Annotated in this window: 19 protein-coding genes and 1 riboswitch; of the genes, 4 read left to right on the forward strand and 15 right to left on the reverse strand. The window is 38.7% G+C overall.

Annotated elements, in window-relative coordinates; genetic code table 11:
* Nucleotides 1-88 precede the first annotated feature (88 nt).
* The gene (gene pdxR, locus JNUCC25_RS19890; RefSeq protein ID WP_029323867.1) at nucleotides 89-1492 is read right to left on the reverse strand and encodes a MocR-like pyridoxine biosynthesis transcription factor PdxR; all 1404 of its coding nucleotides are present in this window, start codon (nucleotides 1490-1492) and stop codon (nucleotides 89-91) included.
* 112 nt (nucleotides 1493-1604) lie between these two features.
* Between pdxR and JNUCC25_RS19895 the strand changes: the two genes are divergently transcribed.
* A complete protein-coding gene (locus tag JNUCC25_RS19895; protein WP_013058650.1) occupies nucleotides 1605-2003 on the forward strand; it encodes a GNAT family N-acetyltransferase in 399 nt (132 codons plus the stop codon).
* A gap of 29 nt (nucleotides 2004-2032) precedes the next feature.
* Here the strand turns inward: JNUCC25_RS19895 and JNUCC25_RS19900 are convergent, their stop codons facing one another.
* From JNUCC25_RS19900 to JNUCC25_RS19915, 4 genes are all read right to left on the reverse strand, one after another.
* Nucleotides 2033-2872: a GNAT family N-acetyltransferase gene (locus tag JNUCC25_RS19900; protein WP_029323869.1), complete on the reverse strand. Its 840-nt coding sequence runs from the start codon at nucleotides 2870-2872 to the stop codon at nucleotides 2033-2035.
* Between the two features lie 240 nt (nucleotides 2873-3112).
* Nucleotides 3113-4516, reverse strand: coding sequence for an alanine permease AlaP (gene alaP, locus JNUCC25_RS19905; RefSeq protein WP_013058652.1), 1404 nt, complete (start codon nucleotides 4514-4516; stop codon nucleotides 3113-3115).
* A 317-nt stretch (nucleotides 4517-4833) separates the two neighbouring features.
* A complete protein-coding gene (locus JNUCC25_RS19910) occupies nucleotides 4834-4992 on the reverse strand; it encodes a DUF1540 domain-containing protein (protein WP_016765258.1) in 159 nt (52 codons plus the stop codon).
* Nucleotides 4993-5092: 100 nt separating this feature from the next.
* Nucleotides 5093-5431: a hypothetical protein gene (locus JNUCC25_RS19915; RefSeq protein WP_013058653.1), complete on the reverse strand. Its 339-nt coding sequence runs from the start codon at nucleotides 5429-5431 to the stop codon at nucleotides 5093-5095.
* 69 nt (nucleotides 5432-5500) lie between these two features.
* A riboswitch (SAM riboswitch) is annotated at nucleotides 5501-5602 on the reverse strand.
* Nucleotides 5603-5723: 121 nt separating this feature from the next.
* Between JNUCC25_RS19915 and JNUCC25_RS19920 the strand changes: the two genes are divergently transcribed.
* The gene (locus tag JNUCC25_RS19920) at nucleotides 5724-6020 is read left to right on the forward strand and encodes a hypothetical protein (RefSeq protein ID WP_029323872.1); all 297 of its coding nucleotides are present in this window, start codon (nucleotides 5724-5726) and stop codon (nucleotides 6018-6020) included.
* A 12-nt stretch (nucleotides 6021-6032) separates the two neighbouring features.
* Here JNUCC25_RS19920 and JNUCC25_RS19925 read toward each other — a convergent pair whose 3' ends face one another.
* The 6 genes from JNUCC25_RS19925 to JNUCC25_RS19950 all read right to left on the reverse strand — a co-directional run bounded on the left by JNUCC25_RS19925 (nucleotide 6033) and on the right by JNUCC25_RS19950 (nucleotide 11745).
* A complete protein-coding gene (locus JNUCC25_RS19925) occupies nucleotides 6033-6479 on the reverse strand; it encodes a GNAT family N-acetyltransferase (protein ID WP_029323874.1) in 447 nt (148 codons plus the stop codon).
* 83 nt (nucleotides 6480-6562) lie between these two features.
* Complete coding sequence (locus JNUCC25_RS19930; protein WP_013058656.1) at nucleotides 6563-7003, reverse strand: hypothetical protein; 441 nt, start codon at nucleotides 7001-7003, stop codon at nucleotides 6563-6565.
* Nucleotides 7004-7113: 110 nt separating this feature from the next.
* Nucleotides 7114-8103 (reverse strand): glycosyltransferase family 2 protein, encoded by a 990-nt coding sequence (locus JNUCC25_RS19935; RefSeq protein WP_064472052.1) that lies wholly within the window; start codon nucleotides 8101-8103, stop codon nucleotides 7114-7116.
* Nucleotides 8104-8115: 12 nt separating this feature from the next.
* Nucleotides 8116-9801 carry a DUF6044 family protein gene (locus JNUCC25_RS19940; protein WP_029323878.1) on the reverse strand — a complete coding sequence of 562 codons (1686 nt, stop codon included), beginning with the start codon at nucleotides 9799-9801 and terminating at the stop codon, nucleotides 8116-8118.
* A gap of 37 nt (nucleotides 9802-9838) precedes the next feature.
* Complete coding sequence (locus JNUCC25_RS19945) at nucleotides 9839-10261, reverse strand: GtrA family protein (protein ID WP_029323880.1); 423 nt, start codon at nucleotides 10259-10261, stop codon at nucleotides 9839-9841.
* 158 nt (nucleotides 10262-10419) lie between these two features.
* Nucleotides 10420-11745, reverse strand: coding sequence for a metallophosphoesterase (locus JNUCC25_RS19950; protein WP_454222376.1), 1326 nt, complete (start codon nucleotides 11743-11745; stop codon nucleotides 10420-10422).
* A 221-nt stretch (nucleotides 11746-11966) separates the two neighbouring features.
* On the opposite strand from JNUCC25_RS19950, the gene JNUCC25_RS19955 reads away from it, so the two are divergent.
* Nucleotides 11967-13352 carry a protoporphyrinogen oxidase gene (locus JNUCC25_RS19955; RefSeq protein ID WP_029323884.1) on the forward strand — a complete coding sequence of 462 codons (1386 nt, stop codon included), beginning with the start codon at nucleotides 11967-11969 and terminating at the stop codon, nucleotides 13350-13352.
* 473 nt (nucleotides 13353-13825) lie between these two features.
* Here the strand turns inward: JNUCC25_RS19955 and JNUCC25_RS19960 are convergent, their stop codons facing one another.
* The 4 genes from JNUCC25_RS19960 to JNUCC25_RS19975 form a co-directional block, all read right to left on the reverse strand.
* The gene (locus JNUCC25_RS19960) at nucleotides 13826-14677 is read right to left on the reverse strand and encodes a VOC family protein (protein WP_064472054.1); all 852 of its coding nucleotides are present in this window, start codon (nucleotides 14675-14677) and stop codon (nucleotides 13826-13828) included.
* Between the two features lie 202 nt (nucleotides 14678-14879).
* A complete protein-coding gene (locus tag JNUCC25_RS19965) occupies nucleotides 14880-15818 on the reverse strand; it encodes an MBL fold metallo-hydrolase (RefSeq protein ID WP_064472055.1) in 939 nt (312 codons plus the stop codon).
* A gap of 24 nt (nucleotides 15819-15842) precedes the next feature.
* Nucleotides 15843-16769, reverse strand: coding sequence for a DMT family transporter (locus tag JNUCC25_RS19970; protein ID WP_263032830.1), 927 nt, complete (start codon nucleotides 16767-16769; stop codon nucleotides 15843-15845).
* Nucleotides 16766-17248, reverse strand: a complete 483-nt coding sequence (locus tag JNUCC25_RS19975) for a GNAT family N-acetyltransferase (protein ID WP_029323892.1) — start codon at nucleotides 17246-17248, stop codon at nucleotides 16766-16768. The genes JNUCC25_RS19970 and JNUCC25_RS19975 overlap by 4 nt, the downstream gene beginning before the upstream one ends.
* A gap of 220 nt (nucleotides 17249-17468) precedes the next feature.
* Here JNUCC25_RS19975 and JNUCC25_RS19980 point away from each other — a divergent pair, with 220 nt between their 5' ends.
* Nucleotides 17469-18089: a LysE family translocator gene (locus tag JNUCC25_RS19980; protein WP_013058667.1), complete on the forward strand. Its 621-nt coding sequence runs from the start codon at nucleotides 17469-17471 to the stop codon at nucleotides 18087-18089.
* The last annotated feature ends 120 nt before the right edge of the window (nucleotides 18090-18209 follow it).

Consider the following 18209-nt stretch of genomic DNA (forward strand, 5'->3'; position numbering starts at 1 on the left):
AATCAAACGCGCTGGTTCTTATCTATTTCTCTCGCTAAAATAGACCGTTTAAAGTCTTTTTGTTTAAAGAACTCTTTAATTTCACTTCTTATTGGACGAACCAAGCTTTAAACAGCGAATCTATGCCCGTTTTTATCTCTTCGTCAGACAGTCCAGCAAATCCAAGCAATACATAGGGCGTGTTGTTATCACCGGCACTATGATAATAAATAGACGTTGGATAAATCGTTACCCCTTGCTTGGCAGCTGCTTCTATTAGTTTCTGCTCACTCATTCCATTTTTCACCTCAAGAAGAATATGCAAGCCTGAATGTTCTCCAATAACATCTACATGATCTCCCATAATAGTAGTCAAGCAATCTAGCAGCAGCGCTTGTTTTTTACGGTACGTTGTTCTCATTTTATTCAAGTGACGTTCCCAGTGCCCTTCTTTCATAAACAGCAAAAGCGTATGCTGATGAAGCCTTGAAACAGGCTGTTTAAAAAGTCCACAGTGCTTCACATAGCTTGTACGAAGCCGGTGTGGCAGCACGGCATAACTTATTCGAAGAGAAGGCATCAACGATTTTGAAAACGTACCCGTATAAATAACGCGATCGTCTTGATCTAATCCTTGAAGGGCCGGAATCGGTTTTCCTTTATAGCGAAATTCTCCGTCATAGTCATCTTCTATAATATAGCTGTTCGTTTCTGCCGCCCACTCTAGTAGTTCAAGTCTTCTTGCTATCGGCATGACCATCCCAATAGGAAATTGATGAGACGGCGTAATGTACACCGCATCCGCTCCGCTTTCTTTCAGTTCCTTCACTTTCAAGCCAGAATTATCGAGAGAAATAGGGATAACTGACATGCCTTGTTCTTGAAAAACGTGCCTCGTTCGGTGAAAACCCGGATTTTCAAACCCAATTATTTTTTCTTTCCCCAACGTGACAGAAAGCAGCCACATAAGATACTGCGTACCTGCACCTATCACAATTTGCTCCGCCGTGCAGCGCACTCCTCTTGAATGATAAAGATACGCTGCAATTTCTTGGCGAAGAAGCAGTTCGCCCTGTGGATGTCCGCTGTAAAAAAGCTGGCTTTCATCATGATAAATAGTTTGAACCGTTAGCTTTTTCCACGTGTTATACGGAAATTTTTCTACGTCTACCTTTCCATGGCTAAAGTCAATGACAGTTGATTTCCGTTCTTCTTGCGGTAAAGAGACATAGGCGGGAGGCAGTTCTTGAAGCACAACTTCATTTTTTATCTCTTTTACAAATGCCCCTTTCCTGGCTAGTATCTCGATATAGCCCTCTGCTTCTAACTGTACATAAGCTGCTTCAACCGTATTTTGGCTAATGCTTAAATGAAGAGCTAGCTTTCGTTTAGAAGGCAGTTTTTCAAGAGGCGGAATGGTACCTTTTTGAATTTGTTTCTTTATGTAGATATAAAGCTGCATGTATAAGGGATCTGCTTTTCTTTTATCAAGCAAAGGCATTAACTCTAACATAGTGTTCTTTCCTTTCTAACTGATACTATTAAATTCGCTGTTTCTGACACTTACTCTCAGTTCAGGTTCTTCATATACTGGACTATATCTTATAAATCAAGGAGATGACGCAATGACTATCACTTATAAAACCAACGTCTCAATCCGCGCGGAACAAGCTGCTGAAGTATTTGTACATTCCGGTATTAAACGTCCTGCACAAGACCTTGATCGAATTCAAAGAATGCTTGATCATGCTTCTCTTACTATCACCGCTTGGAACGACAGCGAACTCATTGGCATAGCCAGAGCGTTAACAGATTTTAGCTATTGCTGCTATTTATCGGATTTAGCTGTTGTAAAAGATTATCAAAATCAAGGAATCGGTACACAGCTAATCAAACACGTTCAATCAGAAATCGGCGAAGAAATCGCGCTGATTTTACTTTCCGCTCCTTCTGCTATGAACTACTATCCAAAAGTCGGCTTTCATCAAATTGATAACGGATTTAAAATTGATAGAATTCGGTAGACGCGAAGAAAGGAGCTTCTCCTTTCTTTTTATCCAAACGCCTGAGCTGCTATAGCAAAAAGATTGCCCTGTCTAGCAGGTAGGGGATTGACACCATACGCCATAACAGGAGGCTCATTTTGAAGCTGAAATCCGTGATTTTCCATAAGTTTCTTTAACGTTTCCTCATGAGAAGACAGGTCAATTCTCAGCTTTTCTTTGTAATTCTTCGCTAGTTCATCAATGACTAGCATTGCTGCTTCAGCGTTTGGAGCAACTACAGGACCAATCACGATATTGCTTGGGGTACGAACCGCTAAACCATAACCCGTCATTTTATTTTGTTCGTTTTGTAAGACAACTGCTTTTTCAGCTTGCTGAATTCTACTTTTTAAAAATAGCTTTCTATTATCTCCAAATGCTGCTTCATCAAGCTTTACAACCTCTTTGAAGTCCCTTCTCGTTAAGGATCGTGTATAAACCCCTGAAGCTTTAAATGCTCTTGGTATGTATTCACTGCTTATATATTTACTTACATAGTCCACGGTTTTAAACCCTGCTTTTTTATATAAGTGCTCACCTTCTTTTGTCGCAATTAAGTAGGCATTCACCTCAGGGGAAAGAGTTTGCAAACAGTGCTTCATGAGCTGCCCGGCTAACCCTTGTTTTCGGTAATCTTTTCTCACAATTACCATTCCTATAAAAGCTGACTGATTTTTATACAAAATTACTGCTACGCTTGATACAATGTTACCTTTCTCATTTCTATGACCAAATACGTCTCCAGATGAAAAAATCGTATGTAAATCCGCTTCGCTATAATCCCATTTTTCCAACTTAGATAGCACTAGCAAATCCTTTATGTCTTTTTCACTAAATCTTTCTATCATTTCTGCCTATTTCCTCCCAACTTTTCGATGCACTGTACGGCGTTAAAAAGCGTAAAACTAACATACTTATCCACTTTCAATTACCACTTAATCATTAACGAATTCTCTAACTAAATAGTACAGAATAAATAGAATATTTTCTACATTATTCATACGTACCAATGATCCCTTAAAACAAACTAATCATTCGCACATAAACTAATGAAAAAAGACCTCTTTCCAAGAAAGAGGTCTTTTCTTTTATTTCACTAGCTTTTGCTCAGCTGCAGCTGAACCTTGACTTCGTTTGTGGAATCCTTTTGCATAGTACGCGATAATAAGACCGATAAACCATAATGGTCCGATGACAACTGCAATTCTAGTATCTGGATTATATGCCATGAGAACCACCACCAGCGCTAGGAACGCAAGTGACACATAAGATGTTAACGGAAATAAAGGCATTTTATATTTCAGCTTTGCCTCTTCACCTGTTTTTAACGTTTTGCGATACTTAATTTGAGAAAGCAAAATAATTCCCCATGTCCAAATCGCACCGAATGTTGCAATGCTTGTTACCCACGTAAATACTTTGGCAGGCACAATGTAGTTTAACGCTACTCCCACTAATAAAGCACCCGCTGATGCTAAAACAGCTTTTCCCGGTACGCCGCCTTTTGTAAGCTGGCCGTATCCTTTTGGTGCTTCTCCGTGCTCTGCTAAGTTAAACAGCATACGGCCTGTACTAAAAATACCGCTGTTACAAGAAGAAAGAGCTGCTGTTAGCACGACAAAGTTAATAATACCAGCCGCCGCTGGAATGCCGATTTTTTCAAATGTTAATACAAAAGGGCTTCCCTGTGAACCGATTTCTTGCCACGGATAAATCGACATAATGACAAATAATGCACCAACGTAGAAAATAAGAATACGCCAAAAGACAGAATCAATCGCTCTTGCTAGAGATTTTTCCGGATTTTTCACTTCTCCCGCGGTAACGCCGATCATTTCAATTCCTAAATATGCAAACATGACCATTTGCAGCGACAGCAAAATGCCTTTAAATCCGTTCGGGAACAGTCCGCCGTTGTCCCACAAGTTTTTGATACCAGTCGCAACGCCGCCGTTGCCGATTCCAAACACAATCATTAATAATCCAACGGCAATCATTAATACAATCGCTAAAATTTTAATAAGTGCAAACCAAAATTCCAGTTCACCATATGCCTTAACAGCTAAGAAGTTAACCGTTGTCATGATAACAAGCGCCGATAACGCCCAAATCCAGTTTGGTACATCCGGATACCAATACCCCATATAAATACCAACGGCTGTAATTTCAGCCATACATGTTACAACCCATAAAAACCAGTAGTTCCAACCTGTTAAATAACCGGCAAGCGGCCCTAAGTAGTCGCGTGCGTACTTACTGAATGAACCTGCAACAGGTTTTTGAATCGCCATTTCTCCAAGTGCTCTCATAATAAAAAACATAATCATTCCGCTAAATCCGTACGCCAATAATATTCCCGGTCCTGCTAATTTAATAGCAGATGCAGATCCAAGAAACAGTCCTACCCCTATGGCTGCTCCTAAGGACATCAGCGTCACATGTCTTTCTTCTAACCCGCGTTTCAATTCTTTCCCCTGAGTTTTCCCCTGCATAAACGTCTCCCCTTTTTCCAATCTGTCAAAACGAGATGAACACAGCCTTTTTTGTTAGCGCTTTCATATAAGTTTGTGCTAAAAGACAGCTAGGCTGTATATTTGTATTCTATCACCTTTCTCTCATTTTTCTTTTGTCGAAAAACAAAAAAATTATCTTATCATTTTGTTTAAACGCACAATTAGACATAGACCCTGCTATTTTAATATGTATTTATTATTGCACTTAAGCAATAGTATTTTAAAAAAATAGAAAAACGCCGACTCAACTCCGTCAGCGCATCGTTCATTTTATGCTTTTTTATAAAAACTAGCATTTATCTCGCGGGTTCAAAAGTTTTACAGCCAGGTTCTTCCGTTTCAGAAACATGGTGACTACTTTCAGGACTCACAACGTAAATGGACTCTGCACTGCATTTATTTCCGGATTTCCAATACATGCACTCATTCACTTCACATAATACACCTTGGGCCACTGTTATCCCTCCTTTGCTTGTCTTATCTATTTACTACCCGAAATATAACGATTCTAACATTTTCACGCAAAAAAACCGCTTGTTTATCAAGCGGATCTTTTTATTGCGTGTGTTCAACATACTGTTTTTTAGCTAAATATAACTCACGGCTCAGCGTGATCCGCCGTTCTCTCAAGTGCCTTAATTTAGTCTGAAATTGTTCGTTAGTTGGCTCTTTTTGAATCAAGCGATACGTAAAAGAAATATCTTCATTTAACTGTTTAAAATCTTCCCATATCTCTTGAACTAGGGCGGATTGTTTTTCTTCAAATGAACGATTTTGCTGCGTTTTTAGCGCCGCTAAAGTTTCCTGCTGCCACGTTTCGTCTTTTATTTCTTTGGCTAATAAGTATAGATCTAAATAATCATCAGTGCTTAACGCTGTTTGTCTACTGTTCAATGTCCTCACCTTTTCTATACGAAATGTTTCTTCCTAAGAAGAGGATTTCATCATAGAAAAAGATTCCTCTTCTTATCTGTCAGAGCTAGGCTATGCTGGAATTAGCACCATTCAATAATTGTGGTTGCTGAGGCTTCAAAGGGCCAGTCCCTCCACCTCTCTAGATAAGAATATTTCGTTTTTAAATTATTTCTGACTATTCTAATATGTTTTATAGGTTACGTCAATAGCTTTTCAATAAAAAGAAAAAAGAAGTAAAATATGGTATGATTTCATAAAGGATGGTGAGCACATGAAACGATATATGTTATCTGCTTTTTTGGGAAGCTTGCTGCTGCTTCTTACTATTGCTTTTTCATCTACTTTCCATATTGCAATTGTCAAAACAACGGGAAGCATCGGAGGAATTATTTTAGCTGCGGCAGCTTTAGTTATGAACGCGCTTGAAGATCCCCCTTCCTCAGATAATACAGGTGAAGGAGCCGTTGAAGTACTAGATAAAGGAGCCGTTTGGGCTACTTATTTACTTTTACTTTCACTGCCAAACCTCATCGCGTGTATAACATCTTATGTTTTATGGACTCGCTGATATTCACCAACGTTACGGACGTTTTACCATCTGTAAGGTCATTGATATTTGTTTATCTACAAATCCAAGGTCACGATACACATGCTGTGCAAAATTCCCAGCATGAACGCTGAGTCTGATTTCAGGGTATCCTTTGATAGACAATTCATCAATTGCTTTTTGTATTAACGGCTTGGCTAAACCTTGCCCGCGGTATTCCGGTACAACATATAATTCGTAGATAAAGCCAATTTCTTCTTTTGAAAAGAAGTCGGTAGATGGGCCGATAAGAACCCAGCCTGCGAGTTTATTTTCTTGTCTTGAAACTAAATAATAACAGCCTTTTTCAAAGGCACTACCAACTAGTTCATTTACGCGTTCAGCTGACGGATGAAACTGCTTCATTGTTCCTTCAAACAGCGCATCAGCAGATTTCGTCCGAATTTCCTGTAATTCTTCTTCAGTAGCTTTTGCAATCATTATCGATCTCTCCTTTCGTGTTCGTTTTCTACATGCGAGGATAAATTCCTGCAAAATAAAAGTCTTCGCCTAGGCGAAGACTTTTATTTAAATTCAAAATGCTCTTGATGATTACCTTGTTCGTCCGTCCAGTTGATCATGATGTCTAAGCTTGCCGCTTTTCCAGGAACAGCAAAATTCGCATAGCGAAAACGCTGACCGCTTTTGCTTAAGTTAGACCTTTCAATAGGAGAAAACAAGCTGTATTTCGCCTTATTTTTTCCTTCGTGCCGAAAAGCTTGGACCTGCACGCGCTCTACGTCTTTTCCAATGTTTTCAACGGTTAATCCATATGTATGATAGACGTTATTTTTCCACTTTAGCTGATTATCTCCCGTCATGCTCGCTTTTGTCAGTTCAACCGACCATTGTTCAGATGATTTCTTCATTGGAAGCTTCTCAATCGAAAGAGCGCTGACATGAATGGCTGCAAAAGCAAGCCAGACAAAACAAAAAGTGCTGACTGTATAAAATAGTCTTTTCATAGATTTTGATCTCCTTAGAAATTTTAGTAGTAGCATTTCCTGTTCACTTAAAAATTATGATAAACGCTTTAACAAAAAAAAGCCTCTCCATTTAGGAGAAGCTTCTTAAATTAATGCATAAGCAAATCTTTTTGTTTGTCTAATGAGTGTTTTGTATATAAATCTCTTTCAATCGCATATTTAGGACGCTGTTTCACTTCGTTAAAAATCTTGCCAATGTATTCTCCGACAAGACCCATTCCCATTAGCTGCAGGCCGCCTACAAGCCAAATGGATAAAATAAGAGACGTCCAGCCGATTTGCGTATGATCTAAATATTTTTGAATCAGCGCATAAATACCAAATGCAATACTAAAGAGAAAAGAAGCCCCTCCAAGCAGCGTCAATAAGCGTATCGGCGCTACGCTAAAAGATGTAATCCCATCGAATGCAAAAGCAAGCATTTTCTTTAACGGATATTTTGATTCGCCCGCCGTCCGTTCTTTTCGGTCATATGTGACTTCCGTGGAGCGAAATCCTACTAATGGTACAAGGCCTCGTAAAAAGACGTTTCCTTCTTTATATTTCATGAGTTCGCCAAGAGCACGTTTGCTCATGAGACGAAAATCAGCGTGATTTTGAACGAGCTGAATTCCTAGCTTATTCATAAAACGGTAAAACCCTACTGCCGTGGTTCGTTTAAAAAATGTATCGGTTTCTCTGCTGTCTCGAACACCATATACGACTTCATACCCGAGCCAATATTTCTCCACAAAGGTACGAATGACGCTGATATCATCTTGCAAATCTGCGTCAATGGAAATGACGCAATCAGATTGCTTATGGGCTACTTCTAGTCCTGCGAGCAAAGCATTTTGATGTCCTACATTTCGCGCTAGCTTTAACCCTTTTACAAATAAATTGCTGCAGCTTTCTTTTTCAATAAGCGACCACGTGCTGTCTTTGCTTCCATCGTCGACAAATAAAATGGTGCTTTCACTCGATACAAGACGTTCATTTATCAGTTCTTTTATTACAGTAGTTAATTGAAAAGATGTCTCTGTGAATACTTCTTCTTCGTTGTAACATGGAACAACAATCGTTAAAATAGGTCTGTTCATGTTATTGCCCCCTTACTTTGCTTCATATACATACACTTTCCAAGCGGACTGTTTATCGTTAAATGCTTTTAAAAAGTGCAAACCGTCACTTTCAGCATTTTCGATTGGAACAGCTGAAAAGATATAGCGACCGCCCATTTTCTTAAATTGGCTGATATTAAGCTGCAAATGACGGATTTTTTTCGTTGAGTCTTTTCGGTAATCATATTTTTTCCCTAGCTCGCTAACAAACACATAGCAGCGGTTGCCCCAGTGATCATAGTAGCTTTCTAACTTTTTATTTTTATCAAGCTCTTTGGCAATGATTTTGCGAAACTCATGTTTATACGTTAACGGATAGAAGTTGTTATACGTATCTAGCGTATAAAAACCGTTATACTGAGCAATTGATGGATGAAGCCCAATGCTTGCTACCCGATAAGATGATTTAGGTTTCCCTATATATCTGCTGATTTCATCGAATTGATGGACAGCATAAAATTCTTTGACTGACGGCTCGTGATTGTAGCGATAATAAAGCTCAGGGTTCGCTATAAATAACACAAGCAGCTGTAAAACCAAACACACCCACACAAACTTTTTCCACGCTTTGCCCCGCTTCCATAAAACATAGCCGCCAACGGCAAACATCAAATAAATAATGAGCGGGCGTAAAAAATGAAATCTAGCAAAGTTAAACGTATTTAAAAGCTGAAATTTTTCTTTTAGCGGCTCCCATCCTTTATAAAACCAAAACGCATACCAAATCGACAGTAGTAGATTAAGAACAAATAACTGCAAAAACGTTTTTTCAAGCTTTCCTTTCTGATTGCGAGCGACAATCCACAGTACAATAAAAGAAAGCGGTAAAATGATAAAGGTATGAAGCGTCATTACATGTGTATGCCCAAGCGTATAGTTCTTCAAAGTAAGGCGAATGGAATGTCCGAAACTTAGAGTAGAGCTTAAAAATTCATTTCGACTCGTCGGGGCCTCCGGAAACAAAAGAGAAGCAACAAGCCGGTATTCAATGAGCAGAAAGACAGCGGTCATCGCTGCAATACTGCTTAAAAAAGGCATATTCCACGCTCGTTTTTTTACTGCATCTCTTAGCCATAGCAGCCCCATCGCTGCTAAAAAGAAGAAAAACCCTAGCACAAAGCTCGCGTAAAACGGAAGCAATAAAAGAGTAAGCCATTCCTTCCACGTTCCTTCGCGGTTTCGAATGGTTAAAAACGCCCACAGCGCCAGCGGCTGTCCTAATGTACTCAGCATCCCCGAAGGCCAAAAAGGAGTAAGTGCAAAAGCAAGTGATACAAGCACTCGAATCGCATAAGCATCCTTGCTTTTGATAAAATGCTTTTTTAATAATAAGTACATTCCAATTAAAGCAAATACGCGCGTGATCGTTTGACTCAGGCTGTATGCAAGCATGGTCGGGAATAAACCATACAGCCACTGAATACCGCTAAATTCTGTTCCAAACGTATTCCTCGGCAATCCGTTAATAATTTGAGGTAATACGGCATGACTGGAGCCAAACAGCTCTCCGCTTCGATGCAGAACTTTATACCACGTAATATTTGAGTCTAAATTATCGTGCACGCGTATATGTGAATTTTCCCCAAGCAAAAACATAGGGGATACATACGCAAGCAGCAAAAGGAAAGCGATAATAAGCAATGTTTTTTCTTTATTCATAGCTGTTTCTTTCTTCATCTGTTAACACCTATTTCTATTTCATAATTACTAGAAGCTACTCGTGTATGACGGCTGCTTCTTTTTTTGCATTAAATACAAAGTATTTTTGACCCGTATAATTTAAAAGCGTATACAGACCTGTTCCAATCAATATACCGACGTCTTTTTTGAACGGACGCACAGCAGCAGGAAGTTGGTGCAATAACCAGCTGGAGAACTGCAGTCCAATATAGTAAGATAAACCGTAGCAAACGCCAATAACCAAAATAAAACGCAGTATGCTTTTAGATAAATGAACTCCGCTTTTAAACGTAAATATTCGATTTAATACGTAGCTAACGACTGCCCCCGCTGCGTTGCCCACAAACGTTGCTGCCCAGTAATGATGAAAGATATGAAGCAGCACATACATAATGGAGAGACCTACTCCTGTATTGACCAGCCCTACTACTAAAAAACGTACAAAAGATCCTTTCATACAAACTCCTTTTGATTTTGATACTTTCATGAAAATTACATATTATTACTTTAAATACAGTTTCAGTGTAGCAACTCCACTTAAAAATCTAATGAAAATAACATTAAAAACAGATGAAAAAAAGTTAAAAGAATCAATAAAAATCAGGATTCTTTTAGCTATTTAGTAGAGCCTTCAATGATTAATTTTTGGTCGCTTTGATTGTCAAACGCATCCACTGCCGCTACTTCTATTTGATACGCAGTATGAGGCTGCAAACCTGATAACGGGAGACTTAGAACATCCGGAACAGGATCGCTGTAATATTGAGAAAATGCATTATATGTTTTGACCGCTTCTCCAGTTTCTTTATTTTTGACGGTAATGCAATAAGAATGAACCATCAGATTATCCACCGCTTGCGTAAACTGGATATAAAGCTGATTCGATGAAGCTTTTTCTTGTATAACAGAAATAGTAGAGCTTGGAAGAAAAATCGGTTTTACTAAATCTCGTTCATTTGTGTAGTGAAATTTTTTTAAATCTGCAGGTATGTCAATTTTCCACGCTTCTCCTGTCCACTTATTTGCGTGAAAATCTCGCCTTTTAACTACTACTTTTCGATTATAAACCTCTACAAGAAGACCTTGACTCACATCTCGGTAGCCAGGAGGAAGTTCACCTTGTAAATATCCAGCACCAGGCCATATATACCGAACAGAAGACGTTGCAAGAGATGTAAAATCTCTTTGAAAAATAGTACGAGGATCGTCCAACGGATGGTGGGTATGACCAGAAAATGTAATGACTTGCGGATAAGGTTTTAACGTATTGTAAAGAAGCTGTTCATTCACTTCTATCCCCCATCTGTTTTTCCCGTACAGTGTATTGTTAATAGGCTGATGAATAAAGACAAAAATCGGTTTTTTAGGATCGTCTCGCTTTGCTATCTTCAGCTGTTCTCCAAGCCAGTTAATTTGTTTGATTGAATAATCACCGGCGGTCAGACGGCTTTCTGTTCCAAGCATGATAAAATGATACCCTTTTATCACTTGATGAAAATAAAGAGCTTTCATTTTGGTTTTAGATAAAAAACGCTGCTGCGCTTGCTGATTAGTTACGCTGTCCCGGTATTCATGATTACCAATTGTAAAAAGAGATACGGCCTGCGGCTGTTTATTTTGATTATAAATAGAAAAAAAGCGGTCGTATTCTTTTAACGCGCCGGTATCAGCCAAATCTCCTACTACTACAAATGCATCTTGTTTCGGTGCCTGTTCATTTAATTGCGTTAATGCATGTTGAAAAGTACGCAAATCAAGCGTTCCTGTTTCCTTAATATGAACATCACTGATCACAGGAAAAACTAGCTTTGGTTCGATGTATCCGCTTCGTCCGCTCTTCTCTTCGGCTCGTACGTTTAAGGTAATACCGCATATAAGAACACTTATTAATACTAAAGCGAGCCAGTCTTTTTTCAGCGTTTCCATAAAACCGCCGAGCATGATGCTTCCTCCTTTCTTCACTGCTGCGTCTCAGTCATTTTCTCTACGTGTATGAGCTTTTATTTTATGTAATTTCAAAATATCTAATCGTATAGTTTCAATATTTCTTTTCGTGTTTGCACACACTATGTTCACAATCAATTCATTACACTTTTCCTAGTCATAGTGGTATGATTTTCGTATATTACAGACTAATTGTTGAAAATGTAGGAGTGAATATTTTGAAAACGGTCGCTGTTATTGGAGGAGGAATTACGGGCTTAACCACTCTGTACTACTTGCAGAAACTAAAACGAGAACGTAATCTCCCGCTTAAATTATTATTACTAGAGAAACATTCCCATTTAGGAGGGAAAATCAATACGCGTGAAGCTGGGGAATTTATCATGGAAAAAGGGGCGGATTCTATTGTAGCTCGAAAAGAAAATGTTATGCCCCTGCTAGAAGAGCTGCACTTAACAAACGATTTAGTCTATAACGAAACGGGCAAATCGTTTATTTACTCTGCTAATGAGCTGCTTCCAATTCCTGAAGATACCATGTTCGGTATTCCAACAAGCGTAGAATCTCTTTTTAAAAGCGAGCTGATTTCTTCAAAAGCTAAAATTACAGCTTTAAAAGACTTAATTACTAAAAATACAACGTTTACGAAAGACAGCTCAATTGGACTCTTTTTAAAACATTTTTTAGGAGAAGAGCTAGTAGAAAAGCAAATTGCACCTATTTTATCGGGCGTCTACTCTGGCGATTTAGACAAACTCACGATTTCTTCGACTCTCCCGTATCTGCTCGACTATAAAAACACGTACGGCAGCATCATCAAAGGAATGGGAGCCAATGAAAAAAAATTTAAAACGGCAGGAAATAAAAAATTCATTTCGTTTAAACAAGGTTTATCAACGATTATTCACCGCTTAGAAGAAGAGCTTTCTGATGTAACGATCTTAAAAGATACGCCAACCACCAGCATAAAACGGAACGGTGAACGTTACCAAATCAGTACGCCGGGGCAAGCCCATTCAGCGGATTACGTGGTGTTAGCTACACCGCACACGGCTGCTCAGCACCTGTTGAACGATCCCGAATTAAACGAAGACTTTGAGCAGTTAAAAGATTCTTCTCTAATTAGCGTGTACATCGGCTATGACGTTCCAGACGAATACCTTCCCGCTGAAGGCACCGGGTTTATTGCCTCTCAATCAAGCAACTTAATCGCCAATGCCTGCACGTGGACGAGCAAAAAATGGGCTCACACCTCTAAGCGAGGGAATTTGTTAGTTCGCTTATTTTATAAAAGCACGAGTCACTACTTTGACAGCCTGCGGCCGATGTCAAAAGCAGAGCTGCTAGCAGTGGCACAAAAGGACATTGAAAACAGCTTAGGGATCAAAGAGAAGCCCATTGAAAGCGACGTAACCAATTGGGATAAATTGATGCCTACCTATCACCTTAAACACGGTGAACTCGTACGCAGCTTGACTCAAAAATTGCATGACAAGCACCCCGCTATTACATTAGCCGGCTGTTCTTACTATGGAGTAGGCATTGCAGCGTGTATAACAAACGGTAAACAAACGGCTGAAGCTATCTCTCAACAGTTGACTTAAAAAAGGTTTAAAAACAATAAAAGGCCTGAAAATAATATATTATTTTCAGGCCTTTTATTACCTTTTCGTTAGCATATAAAGCTACTTTCCTTACTATTAACAACTCTTTTATCGCTTTTCTTTTTGCAAAGCAGCAGTAGCAAACAATACAAGATAGCGCTCGTCTGAAGTTAATCTAAGCCAATGTTTCACTTTATATCTCACAGGTTTCCGCTCCCTTCCTTCAAGGTTTTATATGAAAAGACTTTATATAAAGGTTCAATAACGATAAGAAATGATGCTTGATATGTATTTTATTCCCACGCCCGCTTATTTACAAACTTTTTTAAACGTAAGACTCTTCGTTTATTTCCCTGAAAATAACACCGTTTTCGCCATTATCATCTTACTATTTGAGAAAAACGTGTACATTTCTTTCCTATTTTGACGAACATTGCGATAAATAAAAGCTGCCAATTACGGCAGCTTTTATTTTAAAGGACTAATCTAATTATATTGCCTGATGGATCTTTTGTGATGAAATCTTGGTTTTCTTTAGACACAGCTGCTCCAATTTCACGAAGCTGATTTATTGCCTGCTCCCTTGCTTCTTCAACTGGAAAAACAAGTGTAAATGACTCTAAACCAACGCTGCTTTCAAGAGGACTAGGCGCTCCAATTCCATTCCAAACGTTTAGTCCGATGTGATGATGATAGCGCCCAGTTGAAATAAACAATGCTTGATTATGGTAATTACTCACAACCTCAAAACCTAATCCATTTCGATAAAAGTTTTCCGTTTGTCCTAATTCAGAAACGTGAAGATGAATATGTCCCATTAAGGTAGCTGAAGGTAATCCTGCCCATGGTTTACCGTTTCCTTCAGCTAATATCTCTTCTGCATCTAAAGGTTTTGTAGCCATTACTACTTCACTGTCATTCCATTCCCATGTACTTGACGGACGATCTCGATAAATCTCTATGCCGTTTCCATCTGGATCTGCCAAGTACAGCGCTTCGCTCACTAGATGATCAGACGCCCCTTGAAGCGGATAACCGCTATTTAACAAATGCTGCAGTATACTTCCTAAATCAGAACGAGTCGGCAACAATAGAGCAAAATGATATAAGCCTGTTGTACGAGGCTGTTTTGCTGTAACGTTTTCCGGCTGTTCAATCGATAACAGCGCGGTGCGTCCATCAGCTGTTAACAGAGCTTTGTTCTCTTTTCTCCCTAAAAGTTTAAACCCGATTATTTGCTGATAAAAAGCAAGTGAGCGCTCTAAATTTTCTACTTTTAAATTTACTTTCCCAACAAATACATGAGGTGCACGGTGAAAATTCATGATTATTTCTCCTTTTGAATATATCATTTTTTAATTGACTTACTTTATGTAACTTATTATATTTTTATAACTTTATTTCGTCAAGTTATTTATTTTACTATCATAACTTAAAGCTTATATCACTGCACAACCAATTGAATAAGCCCGGCTGCTCATAACATAGTATGAACAGTCGGGCTTATTTATCATTATGGATAAACTATCAAAACAGTTCTCTGCTTTTGCGTTTGATATTTCCATTAACAAAATACTGTATTCTCTCTTTTTGCTCATTTGTCGGCTTTTTATATGTTTCACATTCAAACTGAAAACATGCTTTTTCTAAATCGACTTCATTTCCTACAATTTCTCCAATCGCACTCAATTGGTTTAAATCTCGCCAAAGTTCCTCAGGAGTTTCAGGGTCAAAATGAGATGAGAGATAATACTGCGCATCATATTTTTTAAGCTCTCTCTGAATCCGCTCAAAGTCTTCTTTATCATAACTCCAGTCACCGCTATAAAAATCTGGACATAGACAATCACCTAAAAACAGGACTTTTTCTTGGGGTATGTAGACAATAGACGAGTCCTGCGCGTGTACTCCTCCAATATGCTGAATACAACAAGTGATTCCACCTAGGTCAACTTCCATATGATGATGAAACGTTACGTCTGGCTCCTGTAAAATTAACGCCTCTCGACTCGGCATTTCTTTCTTGATCATATCCCGGCAAAATTCAATTTCCTCCCCCTCCTGGACGCGTTTATCCAAGGAATCATCGTCCCAGCGCAGTGTCTTTAAATAGGCCAGCTTTTTCTTTGTTAAATGATGGCTGATTGTATACTTATTCATTGCATGAATGCCAAATGTATGATCCCAGTGCCAATGCGTAATAGCTACTCCTTTGATTGGAGGGACGCCCATTTTTTCCACTTCTTCTAAAAATGATGATGCATGCGCAGGAGAATTCCCGGCATCTACGATGAAACTATACTTCTCCCCGCAGATAAGCCCGAGCACCGGCCGATCCGTTTCTTCAGAATGAGGAAAGTAATAAACGTAATCCGTTAGTTTTTTCAGCATATTTACACCCGCTTTATATAGTTTAATAAAAGCCGTTTCGCCAAATGGTAAATAATGATAAATAAACTGTATCATACTCGGTGCTGCTTGCCTATCCAATTAGCTGATATTGGACTTTTCTTGAAGAGCCATGACTTTTTCTAGCTCTGCTGCTTTGTACTTTAAGAAGATCATCACACTAATCATCACAATCATTCCTCCCACTAACTGAGAAACAGTTGTCATTTCTCCAAGCAAGAAATAAGCGAGAATGATGGCACCAATTGGCTCGCCCAAAATAGCCATTGAAATCGTTGTAGCATCTACGTACTTTAACAGCCAGTTAAATAAGGCATGACCAAAAATATTAGGAATAAGTGCTAAAAGCAAAAAGATCCACCAATCTTTTATGTCATATTGAATCAGCGATACGTTTGTACAAATATTGTAGACAAATAGAACCAGGCCACCGATTAAAAAAACGGCGAAGCTATAGATGATTGAAGGCATTTTCCTGCATAATTCTTGCCCCGCCAGCATATGAACAGAAACAGCTACTGTACCTAAGACAGAAAGTAAGTCTCCGTAAAGAGCCGTTTTGGATACTCCGATATCTCCCGATGCGATAATCACTGAGCCGCTAACAGCAATTAAAATGCTGATGATTCCTACTTTGCTTGTTTTTTCTTTAAATAAAAAATAAGCTCCTATCGCTACGAAAACCGGCTCAAGCGCAGTCAAAATCATAGCGCTAGCAACTGTTGTATGTAAAAAAGACTCCATCCAAAACAGAAAGTGAAGCCCTAAAAACACGCCTGATACAGCTAGCATTAGCCATTCTTTTAACGTGCTGTTTTTAAAAAGAATTTTCATTTCCCTCCATGGTAAAAACGGTAAAAATAAAAGGACCGTAAATAGCAGTCTATACATTCCTAAAATAGAAGCAGGCGCCTCCGACCATTTAATTAAAATAGAAGAAAAAGAAACGGCTACTACACCGATTAAAAGAAAGACAGGAGGCGGTAAAGGAAGAGTTGATTTATTCATGCCATTACTCCTTTTAGAATCTCTTTTTTCATATTTACTACGGGAATATCCACTCCGTCTCTATGTACAATTTCTTTTTCCTCTATGTAAAAGCCGATTGATTCATACAAAGCTATATTACGAGAAACACTCATTCGCACCTTGCATGATAAACTTTCCTTGCCACACTCTTTGGCGTATGTTTCTAACCATTGAATAAGCTGTTTAGCCATTCCTTTTCCTTGAAAAGTAGGAATAACAGACAGGCGGTAAAAATATAAGCTCGTTTCTTCTAGCGTAAAACGCGCCATCGCTACCGGCTTATTTTCGACGTATAAAATGACAGCTTCTTTTCCGTGCTTTAACGATTGCATAATAGATTCTATCGTTTCATCAAGAGCACTGGACGGTGGGACAGAATCGCGATAGACGGAGAAGGCTTGCAGCATAAGATCGTGAACTATAGCAGCATCCTCTGGCTGTGCTAAACAGTACTTCATAAATTTTACCCTCTTTCTATAAAAATTAAGTGTATCGAATTATTATACAACACCACCTATTTTTTTCCTACATCTTTTATTGATTTTTATTAGGAGAAATAACCTCTTTTTATGCTTTTATGCCTTCTTAACTTTACTCCATTAATCTATTAATTCATTAGCACACACTCTTGAGAACTTTTTGTCGAAATGGTTAAAATTCTGTTGGGAGGGAATCATCATGACATTTTCTTGGCTTATACCTTACATAGCCGTGTCACTTATCATTGTCTTAATACCAGGACAAGACATGATTTTTGTAATGACACAAAGTATTGCTTCAGGCGTCAAAGCAGGCATCAAAACCGTATTGGGATCTATTACGGGAACCTTTGTACATACTCTTTTAGCCGCAGTGGGGCTATCTATTATCTTTCAAAAATCAATTATAGCCTTTACGATTCTAAAGGTTGTAGGCGTTCTGTACCTGCTGTTTTTAGCATACCAATCGTTTCGCGAAAAAAGCGGTCCATTGGAATTAACAGAAAACGTTCAGCAGCACCATCACTTTAGAAAAGGATTTGTTAGCAACTTAACCAATCCAAAAGTAGCTATTTTCTTCATCACGTTCTTACCGCAGTTTGTTAATTCGTCTCTTGGACATGTAAGTTTGCAGATGATTTTGTTTGGTATCATCTTTATCGCCGAAACGCTCATCATCTTTTCACTTATTGCGCTATTTGCTTCTGGCCTTGGGAAAAAAGTCAAAAAAAGCCGTATCTTTCAGCACACATTAAAATATGTAAAAGGAACGGTTTTTGGCGTACTTGGCCTAAAACTTTTATTTTCTAGCAACAATTAAGTAAAACAAAATGAAATTTCTTTCATCCCTGCTGTTATCGCCTTTTCATACCCGCTTCATTTGTCATATCACCCTATTTTTCCATGTGAGGTTAGTTGACAAAAGACCAAAATTATTATT

It is taken from the genome of Priestia sp. JNUCC 25, from assembly GCF_053667915.1.

Coding starts and splice junctions, on each gene's coding strand:
- JNUCC25_RS19965 (WP_064472055.1), bottom strand. CDS start 15,818: ATGATACAGTTTATTTATCATTATTTACCATTTGGCGAAACGGCTTTT.
- alaP (WP_013058652.1), bottom strand. CDS start 4,516: ATGCAGGGGAAAACTCAGGGGAAAGAATTGAAACGCGGGTTAGAAGAA.
- JNUCC25_RS19920 (WP_029323872.1), top strand. CDS start 5,724: ATGAAACGATATATGTTATCTGCTTTTTTGGGAAGCTTGCTGCTGCTT.
- JNUCC25_RS19980 (WP_013058667.1), top strand. CDS start 17,469: ATGACATTTTCTTGGCTTATACCTTACATAGCCGTGTCACTTATCATT.
- JNUCC25_RS19940 (WP_029323878.1), bottom strand. CDS start 9,801: ATGAAGAAAGAAACAGCTATGAATAAAGAAAAAACATTGCTTATTATC.
- JNUCC25_RS19925 (WP_029323874.1), bottom strand. CDS start 6,479: ATGATTGCAAAAGCTACTGAAGAAGAATTACAGGAAATTCGGACGAAA.
- JNUCC25_RS19930 (WP_013058656.1), bottom strand. CDS start 7,003: ATGAAAAGACTATTTTATACAGTCAGCACTTTTTGTTTTGTCTGGCTT.
- JNUCC25_RS19975 (WP_029323892.1), bottom strand. CDS start 17,248: ATGAAGTACTGTTTAGCACAGCCAGAGGATGCTGCTATAGTTCACGAT.
- JNUCC25_RS19970 (WP_263032830.1), bottom strand. CDS start 16,769: ATGAATAAATCAACTCTTCCTTTACCGCCTCCTGTCTTTCTTTTAATC.
- JNUCC25_RS19950 (WP_454222376.1), bottom strand. CDS start 11,745: ATGCTCGGCGGTTTTATGGAAACGCTGAAAAAAGACTGGCTCGCTTTA.
- JNUCC25_RS19960 (WP_064472054.1), bottom strand. CDS start 14,677: ATGAATTTTCACCGTGCACCTCATGTATTTGTTGGGAAAGTAAATTTA.
- pdxR (WP_029323867.1), bottom strand. CDS start 1,492: ATGTTAGAGTTAATGCCTTTGCTTGATAAAAGAAAAGCAGATCCCTTA.
- JNUCC25_RS19895 (WP_013058650.1), top strand. CDS start 1,605: ATGACTATCACTTATAAAACCAACGTCTCAATCCGCGCGGAACAAGCT.
- JNUCC25_RS19900 (WP_029323869.1), bottom strand. CDS start 2,872: ATGATAGAAAGATTTAGTGAAAAAGACATAAAGGATTTGCTAGTGCTA.
- JNUCC25_RS19945 (WP_029323880.1), bottom strand. CDS start 10,261: ATGAAAGGATCTTTTGTACGTTTTTTAGTAGTAGGGCTGGTCAATACA.
- JNUCC25_RS19935 (WP_064472052.1), bottom strand. CDS start 8,103: ATGAACAGACCTATTTTAACGATTGTTGTTCCATGTTACAACGAAGAA.